This window comes from Sphingomonas kaistensis, assembly GCF_036884275.1.
In the GTDB taxonomy this organism is placed as follows: Bacteria; Pseudomonadota; Alphaproteobacteria; order Sphingomonadales; family Sphingomonadaceae; genus Sphingomicrobium; species Sphingomicrobium kaistense_A.
Window position 1 is genome coordinate 1362718 of record NZ_CP145607.1, and the last position, 13409, is coordinate 1376126.

Annotated in this window: 17 protein-coding genes and 1 pseudogene; 13 read left to right on the plus strand and 5 right to left on the minus strand. The window is 63.6% G+C overall.

Going from position 1 to position 13409, the window contains the following annotated elements:
• Window positions 1-7: 7 nt before the first annotated feature.
• From V6R86_RS06670 to V6R86_RS06680, 3 genes are all read right to left on the minus strand, one after another.
• Window positions 8-373 carry a DUF202 domain-containing protein gene (locus tag V6R86_RS06670; RefSeq protein WP_338503065.1) on the minus strand — a complete coding sequence of 122 codons (366 nt, stop codon included), beginning with the start codon at window positions 371-373 and terminating at the stop codon, window positions 8-10.
• 63 nt (window positions 374-436) lie between these two features.
• Complete coding sequence (locus V6R86_RS06675) at window positions 437-958, minus strand: DUF421 domain-containing protein (protein WP_338503067.1); 522 nt, start codon at window positions 956-958, stop codon at window positions 437-439.
• Window positions 959-961: 3 nt separating this feature from the next.
• A complete protein-coding gene (locus tag V6R86_RS06680; protein ID WP_338503069.1) occupies window positions 962-1540 on the minus strand; it encodes a hypothetical protein in 579 nt (192 codons plus the stop codon).
• A 210-nt stretch (window positions 1541-1750) separates the two neighbouring features.
• Between V6R86_RS06680 and V6R86_RS06685 the strand changes: the two genes are divergently transcribed.
• Together V6R86_RS06685 and V6R86_RS06690 are read left to right on the plus strand one after the other, a co-directional pair.
• Window positions 1751-2968 (plus strand): mechanosensitive ion channel family protein, encoded by a 1218-nt coding sequence (locus tag V6R86_RS06685; RefSeq protein WP_338503071.1) that lies wholly within the window; start codon window positions 1751-1753, stop codon window positions 2966-2968.
• Window positions 2965-3123, plus strand: coding sequence for a hypothetical protein (locus tag V6R86_RS06690; protein ID WP_338503073.1), 159 nt, complete (start codon window positions 2965-2967; stop codon window positions 3121-3123). Before V6R86_RS06685 ends, V6R86_RS06690 begins: the two co-directional genes overlap by 4 nt.
• Window positions 3124-3126: 3 nt before the next feature.
• On the opposite strand, the gene V6R86_RS06695 is transcribed toward V6R86_RS06690, so the two are convergent.
• Window positions 3127-4047 (minus strand): hypothetical protein, encoded by a 921-nt coding sequence (locus V6R86_RS06695; protein ID WP_338503075.1) that lies wholly within the window; start codon window positions 4045-4047, stop codon window positions 3127-3129.
• A gap of 124 nt (window positions 4048-4171) precedes the next feature.
• On the opposite strand from V6R86_RS06695, the gene V6R86_RS06700 reads away from it, so the two are divergent.
• The 8 genes and pseudogenes from V6R86_RS06700 (at window position 4172) to V6R86_RS06735 (ending at window position 9643) form a co-directional block, all read left to right on the plus strand.
• Window positions 4172-5476 carry an SLC13 family permease gene (locus V6R86_RS06700; protein WP_338503077.1) on the plus strand — a complete coding sequence of 435 codons (1305 nt, stop codon included), beginning with the start codon at window positions 4172-4174 and terminating at the stop codon, window positions 5474-5476.
• A 70-nt stretch (window positions 5477-5546) separates the two neighbouring features.
• Entirely contained in the window at window positions 5547-5894 is a 348-nt protein-coding gene (locus V6R86_RS06705; RefSeq protein ID WP_338503079.1) for a metalloregulator ArsR/SmtB family transcription factor, read from the plus strand.
• A 4-nt stretch (window positions 5895-5898) separates the two neighbouring features.
• Window positions 5899-6839: pseudogene (locus V6R86_RS06710) on the plus strand (MBL fold metallo-hydrolase).
• 50 nt (window positions 6840-6889) lie between these two features.
• Entirely contained in the window at window positions 6890-7276 is a 387-nt protein-coding gene (locus tag V6R86_RS06715) for a YeeE/YedE family protein (RefSeq protein ID WP_338505438.1), read from the plus strand.
• Entirely contained in the window at window positions 7273-7722 is a 450-nt protein-coding gene (locus V6R86_RS06720; RefSeq protein ID WP_338503081.1) for a YeeE/YedE family protein, read from the plus strand. Before V6R86_RS06715 ends, V6R86_RS06720 begins: the two co-directional genes overlap by 4 nt.
• Window positions 7723-7725: 3 nt before the next feature.
• Complete coding sequence (locus V6R86_RS06725) at window positions 7726-8175, plus strand: TIGR01244 family sulfur transferase (protein WP_338503083.1); 450 nt, start codon at window positions 7726-7728, stop codon at window positions 8173-8175.
• Complete coding sequence (locus V6R86_RS06730; protein ID WP_338503085.1) at window positions 8172-8954, plus strand: sulfite exporter TauE/SafE family protein; 783 nt, start codon at window positions 8172-8174, stop codon at window positions 8952-8954. Before V6R86_RS06725 ends, V6R86_RS06730 begins: the two co-directional genes overlap by 4 nt.
• Before the next feature lie 110 nt (window positions 8955-9064).
• Window positions 9065-9643, plus strand: a complete 579-nt coding sequence (locus tag V6R86_RS06735; protein ID WP_338503088.1) for a biliverdin-producing heme oxygenase — start codon at window positions 9065-9067, stop codon at window positions 9641-9643.
• Window positions 9644-9666: 23 nt separating this feature from the next.
• On the opposite strand, the gene V6R86_RS06740 is transcribed toward V6R86_RS06735, so the two are convergent.
• A complete protein-coding gene (locus V6R86_RS06740; protein WP_338503091.1) occupies window positions 9667-10482 on the minus strand; it encodes a PAS domain-containing protein in 816 nt (271 codons plus the stop codon).
• A gap of 29 nt (window positions 10483-10511) precedes the next feature.
• Here V6R86_RS06740 and V6R86_RS06745 point away from each other — a divergent pair, with 29 nt between their 5' ends.
• Genes V6R86_RS06745 through V6R86_RS06755 form a run of 3 tightly spaced genes read left to right on the plus strand, consistent with a single transcriptional unit; the run spans window position 10512 to window position 13095 of the window.
• Entirely contained in the window at window positions 10512-11591 is a 1080-nt protein-coding gene (locus V6R86_RS06745; protein WP_338503093.1) for a GAF domain-containing protein, read from the plus strand.
• The gene (locus V6R86_RS06750; protein WP_338503096.1) at window positions 11567-12109 is read left to right on the plus strand and encodes a hypothetical protein; all 543 of its coding nucleotides are present in this window, start codon (window positions 11567-11569) and stop codon (window positions 12107-12109) included. Before V6R86_RS06745 ends, V6R86_RS06750 begins: the two co-directional genes overlap by 25 nt.
• The gene (locus tag V6R86_RS06755) at window positions 12109-13095 is read left to right on the plus strand and encodes an HWE histidine kinase domain-containing protein (RefSeq protein WP_338505439.1); all 987 of its coding nucleotides are present in this window, start codon (window positions 12109-12111) and stop codon (window positions 13093-13095) included. Before V6R86_RS06750 ends, V6R86_RS06755 begins: the two co-directional genes overlap by 1 nt.
• Window positions 13096-13409: the final 314 nt, after the last annotated feature.

Consider the following 13409-nt stretch of genomic DNA (forward strand, 5'->3'; position numbering starts at 1 on the left):
ATGACCGCTACCCGATGGGGACGGTCCAGATCGCAATGGTGAGACCGAGCGCGCCAAGGCTCACGAGCCAGGCAAATAAGCGCAGATTGATGCCTCTCGCGGCGATGACGACATGCGCTTCCATTCGCTTGTAAACCGCGGAGGCCCGTCGTTCCGCTGCGACGATGACGATTACGGACAGACATAGGAAACCGGTAGCGATCGCGCGCGGCACCCATTCGGGTGTCATGGTCGGAAACAGCCCCTTGAAGCCAACGCCGATCGCCACGCAGGCAAGGCTGGTGCGCATCCAGCTGCCGAAGGTTCGCTCGTTGGCGAGGATGGTGCGGTCCTCGGCAAGTTCGTTGCGAGAGGGATCGTCATCTGACGTCATGGGACGCTTACAGATCTCCGTTCAATGGCTGGCCTTTGCGCTCGTCGATCGAGACGCATGTGATCAGGCACCGCGCACTCCTTCGAGCAAACGCGGGTCGGGATTGCTGTCGGTCAGCACGCTGATGTCGCCCGTGGTCTCGAGCACCATCGCGGTGACCTCATCGACCGAATGCGCGCCCGATTTGCGGATCCGCTCCAAGAGGGTCGAGCGGGTTACCCGGGCGTCGCGCATGGCTTCGTCGAGGAAGCGTCCGTCACGCATCAGAAGCCGTGGCTCGTTATCGATGGCTTTTTGAAAGCGTCGCGAGAAGAGTCGTCCCTTGGCGAGCGCGAACTGGACTAAAAAGACCGCGCCGATGGCCGCCATCGCGCACAGATATTCCGCCCATTCGCTGCGCGTTCCGGCCTGCGCGATCAGGGAGCCTGTAGCGATGGTGGCCGCGAAATCGAATGCCGTGGCCTTGCTGAATGCGCGCAAGCCGACCAGCCGCGCCAGGATCAAGGTCCAGGCGATCGCCCCCGCCGTGAGGAGCAGCGCGCCGGCAGCAGGGGCGGCGGGGCCAAGGCTTTCGAACAGGTTCATCGCTCAACTCTGACCTGAGGCGACGCTTGGCTGCGAAGACGGCAATGGCGATGGCCCGGCTTGCAAGGGCATCGGCGACGCGTCCGTTACGCTGCCGGGCGGCCGCTCGGCGAGGTAGCGTTCGAAATTGCGGCGGAGGGAAAGCATTCCGGACTCGCCGGGGTCGAGCCTGCGGCGGCAGAAGGGGCCGGCCACCCCTGCGACGGCGAGCGTCCGCCCGTCCTTACGCAAGGGAAGGAAAAGCCAGTCGGACGCGCCATGCTGTCCCGATCCGATGCCGGCAGGTTCTCCGCTTTCGAGGCAGGCGTCGATCGCCATGATGTCGATCACTTCTAGATGTGCTGGCCACGGGACTCCGGCGACAGGCACCGCGCCCTTTTCGCCCTGCTCGATATAAACGACATTGAGCCCCAGACGCGCGGCGGCTTGCTGACAGATCTGCTGCGGGCTGATCAGCGGCCGTCCGGCAAGACCCAGACGCGCGGCGTCGATGACTTCGGGCGACTTGGATTTCGATGCTCGCCAGAGGAAAACGGCAACAGCCGACGCGGCTACGACAAGAGCGACGATGGGAAGGGTCATTGCGTCCTTTCTAGGCTTCCAACGTTCGAGGGGGCCGCAAGTTCGGACGGCAATCGTGTCGGGCGGGGGCCGGGGGGATATGGACCGGGCCGGCCGCGTTCATCTTGAATGAGCATCGATACGGTCGGAAATGTCGCAAATTCCTTTCGAACGAACCCCGAAATCGCAATCGAGTTTGCGAGTACGGCGGGCCTGGTTGCGCTTGCGGTCTTGCTTGGGATCTATCTCGGCCGGCGCGCCGGTCCTCCGCTAGCCGACTGGTGGGCGCTAAAAGCGGGCGAGCGGGCAAGTGGCTTCGGCCCGCGTTTTGGCGATCTGCTACTCTATCTTTGCGTGTCGCTGTTGCTCGGCCTGCTACTCGAACTCCGGGAGTGGACGCTGCCCGCCAATCTGCTGCTCGGCTTGTCGTGGGGCCTTGCCACGGCGCTGCTGGTCTGGACGCTGACCAGCGGGCTGAGGATGCCGCGCTGGGCGGGTGCGATCCTTGCCGGGGCCGCCTTTGTCGCGGCGCTGACTCGGGCGATCAACGGGATCCGCTCGCTCGGTAGCATCCTTGAGGATGTATCCCTGCGGATCGGTGACCGCACCTTTACCCTGCTCGACGCCGCGACGCTGGCGATCTCGCTGCTTGTGCTGGCGGCCGTGATCCGGCTGGCGAGGCGGGTCATCTCCCATTCGATCGCGCGGACCGACAAGCTCGATTCCACCCAAAAGGTCCTTGCGCAGAAATTAGCCGGGATCGCGCTGCTTGCCGCCGCCTTTCTGATCGGGATCGACCTTCTCGGCATCGACCTCACCGCACTTGCGGTCTTCTCGGGCGCGGTAGGGCTCGCGATCGGCTTTGGTCTTCAGAAGACCTTCGGCAACCTCATCGCCGGGATCATCCTGCTGCTCGATCGGTCGATCAAGCCAGGCGATGTCATCTCGGTCGGTGAAAGCTTCGGGGCGATTAGCAAGATCGGGGTGCGGGCGGTGTCGATCGTCACCCGCGATGGCAAGGAGCATCTGATCCCGAACGAAAATCTGATGACGCAGGAAGTGGTCAACTGGTCTTACTCGGACACCAAGGTGCGGATCCACATTCCGGTCGGCGTATCCTACAATTGCGATCTCCCGCTGGCGCAGAAATTGATGATCGAAGCGAGCAAGCAGCCCGCCCGCGTGCTGCCCACGCCCGCTCCCGCGGTGTGGTTGAAGGGGTTCGGCGACAACAGCGTCGATCACGACATTTTGGTGTGGGTCGCCGATCCGGAAGCCGGGGTCGGCAATGTCCAGTCGGAAGTGCTGAACGCCCTATGGCGAATGTTCAAGGAGCATGGGATCGAGATTCCCTTTCCCCAGCGCGACCTGCACATCCGCTCGCTGCCCGACACCGGCCTCGCGCCGCCGGCCAAATCGACGGAGGATCAGGGCTCACCATCGTCGTGACCGGACGATGGGATGCGGTCTTCGTCGCCCGTTATCAGTCCGCCTCGACGTTTCTCGAGATGGTCAAGGATGAGGAATATCGCCACGCCGTGGTGCTGACCTCACGGCTGATCCGCACAACGCCGCGCGAGAAAGCCGCATCGTCGTTCGGTTAGGCTCTAGGAACCCCATTCGCCGAGAATACGCGATCCCGAAGCGTCGGTGATCGCCACTCGATCGACCGCGGCGCCGATCATGCACAGCGGACGCTCGTCGATGAGCCTTCCAGTGCACACGATCGCATTGCCCTGGCGCAACGGGGCCAAGCGGCCCGTGACCACGAGGCGAAGGCCCTTCGACAGATCGATCTCGCCCGGCGCGATGTTGGTGACCACCGTATAGGGTCGCCCGTTGCGGCGGGCGGCACGACGCGACCCGGGTTCGAACAGTTCGACCAAGGCGAGTGTCTTGCGGGCAGGGGGCGGCACGTTCGCCGTCTCCCCGCCGGCGGTGGCGGCATTATCGGACGCGATCACCGGCGATGGTGGACTGTTGGTGGCCGCTGATTCATCGGCAGGGTCGACTTGTTCGGTGGGCTGCGCTTGCGGCTGCGGCACTAGCGGGCAATCGGCAGTGCGCAGCCACGGCCGCTCGATCCAGAATCCTTCGGCCGCCTCATATTCGACGCCCTGGGCCGCCGCGCGCACTGGGGCGGCATCGGTCCAGACATTGGGTGTCACCGACACTCTCAGGGTTCCTTCCGCCGGGTCGTAGCTCCAGCGAAGCGGCGCTTCACTGCCGGTCTCGGCAGATCCGGTGCAGCCGAAGGGAAGTTGCAGCGTGAAGCGGCGGCCGACGAGCTTGCTGTCTTCGGGTGACACCGTCGCGCCCCTCGCATGCGCATCGGCAGCGCGCGCGGCCGCGTCGATCAGTTCTGCACGGCCAAGGGGGAGGACGGGCGCCGCTGCAACGGGCGGCGGGGGCAGGCGCGCCGGGACGGGCAGTTCCTCGATCGGCGCTTTCTCGGGACGCGCAATGAGAACCGCCGCAATCAGCAGCGCGATGAACACTCCTCCCGCCACCAGGGCCCGCCAATTCATGAGATCACGCTCATTCCGATCCTTTGTATCCGGCGCAGCCGAACCATCGCCGCTGGGCAGGTTTTTTCCAAGCCGTCGATCTCTCCTTGTCACATCAGGCATGCAGGCTGCAAAGATGCCGGCAATGACGCCGGACCAACTCGTCACCCTTCTGGTGCTTGCCGCCGTCGTCGCGGCATTGATCTGGGACAAAGTGCGCTCCGATGTCGTCGCGCTGGCGGGGGCCGCCGTGCTGCTGTTCAGCGGCGTGGTCAGGCCGAGCGAGGTTCAGGGCGCCTTTGCAAGTCCCGCGTTGATCGCGCTCGCCTCGCTTTTTGTTATTGTCTACGCGATGGAATTGTCGGGCCTGCTCGACCGCATGATCGTGGCGGCGGTGGGCCTGGGGCGAAGGCTCGGCGCGCTTGGAATGTGGCTGACCGTTGGCCTGTGCGGCGCGGCGTCGGCGTTTCTCAACAACACGCCCATCGTGGTTCTTGCGGCACCCGTGATCAAGGAAAGCGCCGAGAAGCTCGATCTCGATCCCAAGCGCTTTCTGATGCCCTTGTCCTACATGTGCATCCTCGGCGGTTGCTGCACGCTGATCGGCACCTCCACCAATCTCCTCGTCGCCGACATGGCGCGCGTTTCGGGTCAGGCGACCTTCGGTTTGTTCGAGATCACGCCCGTCGGGCTTTGCATCGCTGCGGTGGGAGGTCTCTATTTGCTTCTGGTCAGCGGGCGGCTGATCCGGGCGTCGACCACCGAGGAGCCGGCGCGTGGCGATTCAAACCAATTGATCGATATGTCCGGTGCGCAGGTCGGCACCCCCGATGTGTTTCGGCCCCATGTCGAGTTCGATCGTCGCCGTGCGGCCATTTCGATGCTGGTCTTCGTCGGGGTGATCGCCGCGGCTGGTGTCGGCATCGCGCCGATCGCGGCGGCAGCCTTTGCCGGAGCGGTGTTGTTGATCCTGCTGCGCGTGATCAGCGCCGATGAAGCCTACAAGGGTCTTCGCCCCGAAATCCTGCTGCTGATCGCCGGCATGGTGGTGCTCGGCATCGCGCTGGAGGAAAGCGGCCTTGCCAGCGCTGCGTCCGATGCGCTCGTGTGGGCGTCGGAACCGCTCGGCCCCGTTCTCGCGCTGGCGCTATTCTATGGCGCGACCTTGTTCCTGACCGAAGTGCTGTCGAACGCCACCGTCGCCGTCCTTTTCACGCCCGTCGCGGTCGCGCTGGCGGAAAGCCTCGGTGTCAGTCCGCGGCCGTTTCTCGTCGCCGTGATGATGGCGGCCAGCGCGGCCTTTGCGACGCCCTTCGGCTACCAGACCAACGTCATCGTCTATCAACTCGGCAAGTACAGTTATCTGGATTTCGTACGGGTCGGATTGCCGCTCAATCTCATTACCTGGGCGGTCGGAATGGCGGCCATCCTCACCTTCTTCCCACTGTAAATTCGCCTTTATCAGGCAAGCGCCACATCGCTTGACATAACATTAGAATCCTCTAAATAAGAGTAATCTTATGGAGGACGGCATGGACGTGGCGGCGTTGGCACAATTTGGCGCGCAGGCGGAAAAAGCCGTCGGCTTGCTGAAGTCGATGGCCAACGAATGCCGGCTGCTGGTGCTCTGTCACCTGGCAGCCGAAGGCGAGCTGTCGGTCGGGCAGCTGCAGGATCGCGTTGGGCTTGGCCAGTCCGCCCTGTCGCAGCACCTCGCCAAGCTTCGCGAGGAGGGCCTCGTCGCTACCCGCAAGGAATCGCAAACGGTATTCTACAGCATCTGCGACCCCAAGGCGCAGCAGGTGCTGGCGCTTCTTCACGATCTTTTCTGCCCCGAGCTTGGGGCCACCCAGTCCAGCAGGAGCTAGTCCGATGGCCAGCGCTTCGACCACCGATCCTCATATCGAGAACGCCGCCGCTCAGGTCGCGGACGTGCTCCACGGCGAACTTCGCGCGCCGCAAGTGAAAGCCTTTTTCGACGAGCCGACCTTTACCGTCAGCTATGTCGTCAGCGACGTGGCGACCAAGCGCGCGGCGATCATCGACAGCGTCTGGAACTTCGATCAGGCGTCGGGACGGACCAGCTTCGACAGTGCCGACAAGATCGTCGCCTATGTCGAGGAGCAGGGTCTGACGGTCGACTGGATCCTCGAGACCCACGCCCACGCCGATCACCTGTCGGCGGCGCCGTATCTCCAGCAGAAGCTCGGCGGGAAAATGGCGATCGGGCGCGAGATCGTGACCGTGCAGGGCGTGTTCGGAAAGATCTTCAACGAAGGTACCGAGTTCGCGCGCGACGGGTCGCAGTTCGACCGGCTACTCGACGACGGCGACGTGCTCGACATCGGCGGCATTCCGCTGATCGCGTTGCACGTGCCCGGGCACACGCCGGCCGACATGGCGTACGTCGTCGGCGACGCATTGTTCACGGGCGATACGATGTTCATGCCCGATTATGGCTCGGCCCGCGCCGACTTCCCGGGCGGTGACGCGCGGCAGCTTTATCGCTCGGTCCGCCGGCTGATGAAGCTGCCGGACGAAACCCGAGTCTTCGTGTGTCACGACTACAAGGCGCCGAACCGCGACGAGTTCGTGTGGGAAACCACCATGCTCGCCGAGCGCATCGCCAATGTCCACATCCACGAGGGGGTGAGCGAGGACGATTTCGTCGCCATGCGCACCCAGCGCGACGCGACCCTGTCGATGCCCAAACTCATTCTGCCTTCGTTGCAGGTGAACATGCGCGGCGGGCACCTGCCGAACCCGAGGACAATGGCGTGCGCTACCTCAAGCAGCCGATCGACCTGCTGTGAGCGGGCTGTTCGCCAACGCGCAGCCGTTGCACGGCCTTGCCGGCGGCGTGATGATCGGCCTTGCGGCAGCGCTGATGCTGCTCGGGGCCGGCCGCATCGCCGGCGTGTCGGGCATTGCCGCCCGCGCCACGGGTCTTGCCGACAGCGGGATGTCGCGCAGCAGCGCGTGGATGTTCCTGATCGGCCTGCCGCTCGGGGCTCTGGCTGTCATTGCCATCACCGGACAGGGACCGGCCGAGTTCGCGTCCTGGCCGGTGCTGGTCGTTGCCGGGCTGCTAGTGGGCATCGGAACACGGATGGGTAGCGGCTGCACCAGCGGGCATGGCGTCTGCGGTGTAAGCCGACTGTCCCAGCGCTCGATGATCGCCACCGCGACCTTCATGGCAGCCGGCATCGCGACGGTCGTCATCACCAACCGTCTGGGAGGCCTGTCATGAGCGCTGCCAAACGCTTCCTCCCGCCGCTCCTGTCGGGAGCGTTGTTCGGTGGCGGGCTCAGCATCGGCGGAATGACCGATCCGGCCCGCGTGCGCGGCTTTCTCGATCTGTTCGGTGCGTGGGACCCGACAATGGCGTTCGTCATGGGCGGCGCGGTGATCGTTATGGCGATCGCCTGGCGCCTGCAGGCGAGGATGGCGCGGCCGCTGTTCGGCGAGCGCTTCGCCCTGCCGGACCGGACCGACCTCGACGGCCAGCTGATCGCCGGCTCCGCGCTGTTCGGCATCGGCTGGGGCATCGCCGGGCTGTGCCCCGGGCCCGCCGTCGCCTCTCTCGCGCTGGCGCCAACCGCCGTGCTTCCCTTCGTCGCGGCCATGCTCATCGGCATGATCGCCCACCACCTTTTTCCAGAGCGCCGCCGGGCGCTCGCCAGTCAGGGATCATGACCCATGAAACTTGCCGTTCTCACCCCTAACGTCACCGTACTGGCCCAGCCGTCGGCCGAGGACATCGTGGACCTCGCCGCGAAAGGCTATCGCTCGATCATCGGCAATCGTCCTGATGGCGAAAGCGAGGATCAACCCTCATGGGCGGAGCTCGAAGCCGCCGCTTCCGGGGCTGGCCTCGAAGCGCGCCACATCCCGGTCGTCATGGGTCAGATCACCGACGAACAGGTCGCCGAGTTTCGCGAGGCGCTGGAAACGCTGCCTAAGCCGATCGCAATATTCTGTCGCACCGGCACGCGCGCCGCGCTCTTATGGGCGCTGGCCAATCAAGCCAATCTGACGGTGGATGAACGCATCGGCATAGCCGCCAAGGACGATTACGATCTCGAGCCGTTCCGCCAGCGCTTGTCGCAGGAAGTGGCCCAGCCCGGAACACAACCGACGAGCGGATGATGCTCGACACCGTGCAATACCTATTGGGCCTGCTTTCGGGCAGTCTTGTCGGCTTCACGCTCGGCCTGGTCGGCGGCGGGGGATCGATCCTCGCCGTGCCGTTAATGGTCTATCTGGTTGGCGTTTCGAACCCGCACGTGGCGATCGGCACCAGCGCGTTCGCGGTTGCCGCCAACGCTGCCACCGGCCTCGTCAATCACGCCCGGGCCGGGACGGTGAAATGGCGCTGCGGCCTGATGTATGCCGGGGCCGGAGTCATAGGTGCGTTTGCCGGCTCCACTGCCGGCAAGGCGTTCGACGGGCAGAAGCTGCTGTTCCTGTTCGCGATCGTGATGATCGTGGTCGGCATTCTCATGGTTCGCCGCCGCAAGCATCAAGGCAACGCCGATGCCGAATGCACGTCCAGTAACGCCGGCAAGGTCCTTGGCGCCGGCCTTGGAACGGGCAGCTTTTCGGGCTTTTTCGGAATTGGCGGCGGCTTTCTTATCGTACCCGGCCTGATCGCTTCCACCGGCATGCCGATGATCAATGCGGTCGGCACCAGCCTCGTCGCAGTGACCGCCTTCGGACTGACCACGGCCGCGAACTATGCGTTGTCGGGCCTCGTCAACTGGACGCTGGCGGCCGTGTTCATCATCGGCGGGGTCATCGGCAGCGTCGCCGGGACGCGCGCCGCCAAGCGCATGTCGGGCTCGGGCCAATTGACCAGGGTGTTCGCCGTCCTGATCTTCGTGGTCGCGGCCTACATGCTGTGGAAAAGCGCCGGAGCATTCAGTTAGAGACTGCCTTGCCCTTCCGATGCGCCTGAGTTTGTACGCGTTTCGGGATCGAGACGCTTGCGACGGACAATCCTCGCGATAAACGATTGCTACAGCAGCGAGGACGGTGCGTGCCTGATCATTCGAAAGACAAGCGCCAGATGTCCGTGCGATTTCGGCTGCGAGACGAGACGGCGGCCTGCCATCAACGGGTCGACGATCTTTTCTCCGAAATGGATCTGGGGCAGCTCGCAACCTATCGACTGTTTCTGGCTTCTCAGGCGGCCGCTTTCATTCCGGTCGAAAAGGCCATCATCGACGGGGGCATCGGGCAAAGCGTGCCCCAGCTTGTCGATCACAAACGTGGGCCGCTTATCCTCGACGATCTGGCGGACCTGCGGACCGATGTGCCCGATCCGCTGCTGCCTCCGGCGATGAAGAGCGAGGCCGCGCTGCTGGGGGCTGCCTATGTGCTCGAAGGATCCCGATTGGGCGGCGCGATCTTGCGCAAGGCGGTGCCGGCCGAATTTCCTTCCCGCTTTCTAAGCGCCCCGACGACGCTCAGATGGTCGGCCTTCGCGGACATTCTCGAACGGCGCCTCGTGACGGAGGAGCAGGTGAATGCCGCCGCGGCGAGCGCGCGCGACGTCTTTGAGATGTTCGAGCGCGCGGCAATCCTGAGCCTGCAGAAGCACGGCGCCTCCGGGTAACTTTTGCCTTGCCATTCACTCGCTTATTGGAGCGTCTGGCCTGCCCGCCTGACATCGGCATTGGTTTCACCGGCGTTGCCCGGGTCCGAGGCGCTCGGGTCGAGGATGCCCATCACCCGCGTGCCTGACCCGAGAAAACGGACGCCTTCGGCCGCGAGCACGGCGAGGATTTTCTGGACGCTCGCCTTGCGCGGCGTGCTGGAAGGCGCGTCGTCCTCCAGACGGCGAATGGTCGAGCGCGCAACGCCGGCCCGCTCGGCCAACTTGTCGGCCGGCCAGTTCAAGATGGCCCGGGCAGCGCGCAATGCGGCGGGTGAAATGTCCTCGAACTGATCGGCTGGCCGCGTCCGCCGGGGCGCATCAAGCGAGCGGGAAGGGCGGGAGGCACCCGGAATCGCAAGGATGATGCCGATCCACGAGGTCGTCTCGCCGTTGACGCCTTGTACCGGAACGCCCCTCGCATTGAACCAGCGATAACTGCCGTCGGCGCACCGCAGCCGGTAATCGGTATTGTAATGCGAGCTGTGCGCGACCGCCGTCCTCCAGGCTGCAGCAACCCTCTCAACATCGTCGGGATGGATTGCATTCATCCAGCCATCACCTTCGGCTTCGGCCGCGGTTTGCCCAGTCAAGGCGGACCATTCGGGAACGTCGAGGACGTAGCCGTCCGCATCCACCGCCCAGGTCGCGGCGGCAGTTTCACGCACAAATCTAACGAGGTTGTCGTGACTTATTTTGTTCCAAGGCATGTCGTCTTCGTAACATAAGAACCCAACAGGTGACAAAAAATCTACATGTCGCAGATTATTTGAAGCAAATTGCGCGACTTGCACTTCCATTTAGTCGAAAAAGCGCGCAACGATAATCGATGTCGACCAATCCCATTCAATCCGACGCACGCGAACGAGCGTCGAACGATGATCAGGCGATGGTCGATGTGTCCGCTCTTTGCGCGCTCGAACAGATTCAGTTCCTCGGTGAGGTGCAGGAGCATGGATTCCTGCTGGAGCTGTCGTCGGATTGGATAGTACGCCGGGCATCGACCAACATCGGACAGTTCCTGCCGGTCGACCATTTCGCCATTCTCGGATTGTCGGCGGCAGAGGTGCTCGGACGCAAGGTGGTTCATGACCTGCGGTCGCAGTTGCAGATCGGCGATGCGTCCGGAGGCGTAGAGGCCGTCCTGGGCGCGCATATCGCAGGAGATGACCGGCAGTTCGACCTGCGGATTCACCGTTCGTCGGACAACCTCATCGTCGAAGGCGAGGTATCGGTCGCTTCGAGCGAGACGATGCAGTTGGACGTTCAGAAGATGTTGATCCAGCTGCAGCGGCTGGGAAACATCGAAGGCGTGGCGAAGACCGCGGTGCGCCAGGTTCGTGCCTTGTCCGGTTACGACCGTGTGATGTGCTATCGCTTCCATGACGACGATAGCGGTGAGGTCATTGCCGAGTCGCGGCGAAGCGGTATCGAGCCGTTTCTCGGTCTGCGTTATCCGGCCAGCGACATTCCGCCCCAGGCTCGGGCGCTGTATCTTCGCAACCCCCTCCGGGCGATCAGCGACGTCACCTGGGATACTTATGCGGTCGAGCCGCGGATCGATGTTCACGGTCAGCGACTTGATCTATCGATGGCCGATCTTCGGGCCGTCTCTCCCACCCACATCCAGTATCTGAAGAACATGGGCGTCGCGGCGTCCATGTCGCTGTCGATCGTGGTGAACGGCAAATTGTGGGGGCTTCTGGCCTGCCATCACCATTCTGGTCGCGTCCTTTCAGTCGCAACCCGGCAAACCCTTTCTACGCCAGCGTGCTGTCCTCGAAGGTCGAATCCGCAAAGCGCGCGGAGGTGCTGCAACGTCAGGCCGATGCTCGTGTCATGCACATGCGCATGCTGTCGCGCGTGTCGAGCGAAAGCGCGTCGATGGACGACCTTTTTCCGCTCATGATCGATCTTGCCAGCGCTTTCCATGCCGATGGGGTCGCCATGTATGTCGACGGGCGGATGAAGCTGAGCGGATTGACGCCCGAAACGGGCGAGATGCTGGACCTGACGCGCTTCTTGAACGGTGCGGCCGCCAGCACCGTGTACCAGACGCATCGCCTTGGCGCGGTTCTTCCGTTCGCGCTCACATCGGAGCACGTCGCCGGCCTGCTCGCCATTCCGGTTTCGAGACGTCCCCGAGATTTCGTGATGTTCTTCCGCCGCGAGGTTGTGGACACCGTCCGCTGGGCGGGGTCGCCCGAGAAGACCGCGACGGCGAGCGCGGACGGCACGCTGCGTCTGACGCCACGGGCAAGTTTCGCGGAATGGCGGCAGATCGTCCGCGGTGAATCCGCGCATTTTTCGGCAGCTGACCTGGAACTGGCCGAATCGCTGCGGGTGTCGTTGCTCGAAATCATGCTGCAGGTCACCGATGCCGCGGAAATCAGCGCCGTGCGACGAACGATCAGCAGGATCTCCTGATCGCGGAACTTAACCACCGGGTCCGCAACATCCTCGGCCTGATCGTCGGGCTGGTTCGGCAATGCGCGGACGGTGCGGCCGACATTGCGAGTTTCTCGGAAGAGGTGAATACCCGGGTGCTTGCCCTGGCGCGGGCCCACGATCAGCTGACCAGCAACGGCTGGGGAGCGCGCTCCATCACCCGGATGATCGAAGTCGAGGCCGGCGCCTATCTCGGGGTCAAGGCGGAGCGGGTGCACATCACCGGCGACGACGCGGCGATCGAGCCCGATGCCTTTGCAACGGTTGCGCTAGTGGTGCACGAACTGATCACCAACGCCGCCAAATATGGCGCCTTCCGCGATTCGCATGGTGTGGTCCGGATCCATCTCGAATGTGATGACGATTACGGATTGTCGCTGACCTGGAAGGAAGAAGGCGGCAAGATCGTGACCGAGCCCACGCGGCGCGGCTTCGGATCGACGATCATCGAGCGCGCCATTCCGCATGAACTGGGCGGCAGTGCCGAGGTTTTCTTTGAGCCGGACGGATTGCGGGCCAGCCTGTTCATTCCGCGCAATTACGTGACGAAATGCGAGCAATCGGAGGCGTCCGAAGTCGCGGCGATCAAGCCGGTCAAGGGAAGCACTCTCGAGCGCCTGGAAGGCGAAGTCCTGCTGGTCGAAGACAATCTGCTTATCGCGCTCGAGACCGAGGGAATGCTGCTTTCGATCGGTGCCAGCGACGTGCAGGTGTGTTCGAACGTCAGCAGCGCGCTCGACTATCTTTCGAGCCATCGGCCGACCTTTGCCATTCTCGATTACAATCTCGGCAAGGAACAGAGCGTAAAGGTGGCCGAGCGGCTGGCGGCGCTGCAGATCCCCTTCATCTTCGCGACCGGTTACGGCGACAGCACGATGATCGATCCCAAGTTCCGCGATCGTCCGATCCTGACCAAGCCTTATTCGGCGGTGAATGTCCTGAGCGGGTTCGAACGCGCCAGCTGATCGCCGCTTCCAGCCGGGCGGGCGGTAAAGGCGGACATCCGAGCCCGCTTTTTTGACCCGGCCGCTCTAGTGCGGCGATCCTCTCACTATGCGGCGGAAAAATGTGAGGCTGCACTTAGGCTGCGCTTCTTCAAGAAAGGGGCCTTTGATTTGCAGCAAGGATCATTGGCACAAAGATGCTCCTAAACCGGGGTAAATTTGCAGCCGCTTGCGCCGAGCGCTCGCGGGGAGACCTCGCGAGAAAAGCCGAGGTGCAATTGTACGATGCTCCATGAAGCGCCACGTGCCGTTAAGGTGGGTCGGCTTTAAGGATC

What these genes read in the sequence shown, in the direction of transcription:
- V6R86_RS06675 (WP_338503067.1), bottom strand. Translation starts at nt 958, where the DNA reads ATGAACCTGTTCGAAAGCCTTGGCCCCGCCGCCCCTGCTGCCGGCGCG.
- V6R86_RS06740 (WP_338503091.1), bottom strand. Translation starts at nt 10,482, where the DNA reads ATGGAAGTGCAAGTCGCGCAATTTGCTTCAAATAATCTGCGACATGTA.
- V6R86_RS06715 (WP_338505438.1), top strand. Translation starts at nt 6,890, where the DNA reads ATGATCGGCCTTGCGGCAGCGCTGATGCTGCTCGGGGCCGGCCGCATC.
- V6R86_RS06720 (WP_338503081.1), top strand. Translation starts at nt 7,273, where the DNA reads ATGAGCGCTGCCAAACGCTTCCTCCCGCCGCTCCTGTCGGGAGCGTTG.
- V6R86_RS06695 (WP_338503075.1), bottom strand. Translation starts at nt 4,047, where the DNA reads ATGAATTGGCGGGCCCTGGTGGCGGGAGGAGTGTTCATCGCGCTGCTG.
- V6R86_RS06750 (WP_338503096.1), top strand. Translation starts at nt 11,567, where the DNA reads ATGGACGACCTTTTTCCGCTCATGATCGATCTTGCCAGCGCTTTCCAT.
- V6R86_RS06745 (WP_338503093.1), top strand. Translation starts at nt 10,512, where the DNA reads ATGTCGACCAATCCCATTCAATCCGACGCACGCGAACGAGCGTCGAAC.
- V6R86_RS06680 (WP_338503069.1), bottom strand. Translation starts at nt 1,540, where the DNA reads ATGACCCTTCCCATCGTCGCTCTTGTCGTAGCCGCGTCGGCTGTTGCC.
- V6R86_RS06705 (WP_338503079.1), top strand. Translation starts at nt 5,547, where the DNA reads ATGGAGGACGGCATGGACGTGGCGGCGTTGGCACAATTTGGCGCGCAG.
- V6R86_RS06725 (WP_338503083.1), top strand. Translation starts at nt 7,726, where the DNA reads ATGAAACTTGCCGTTCTCACCCCTAACGTCACCGTACTGGCCCAGCCG.
- V6R86_RS06670 (WP_338503065.1), bottom strand. Translation starts at nt 373, where the DNA reads ATGACGTCAGATGACGATCCCTCTCGCAACGAACTTGCCGAGGACCGC.
- V6R86_RS06700 (WP_338503077.1), top strand. Translation starts at nt 4,172, where the DNA reads ATGACGCCGGACCAACTCGTCACCCTTCTGGTGCTTGCCGCCGTCGTC.
- V6R86_RS06730 (WP_338503085.1), top strand. Translation starts at nt 8,172, where the DNA reads ATGATGCTCGACACCGTGCAATACCTATTGGGCCTGCTTTCGGGCAGT.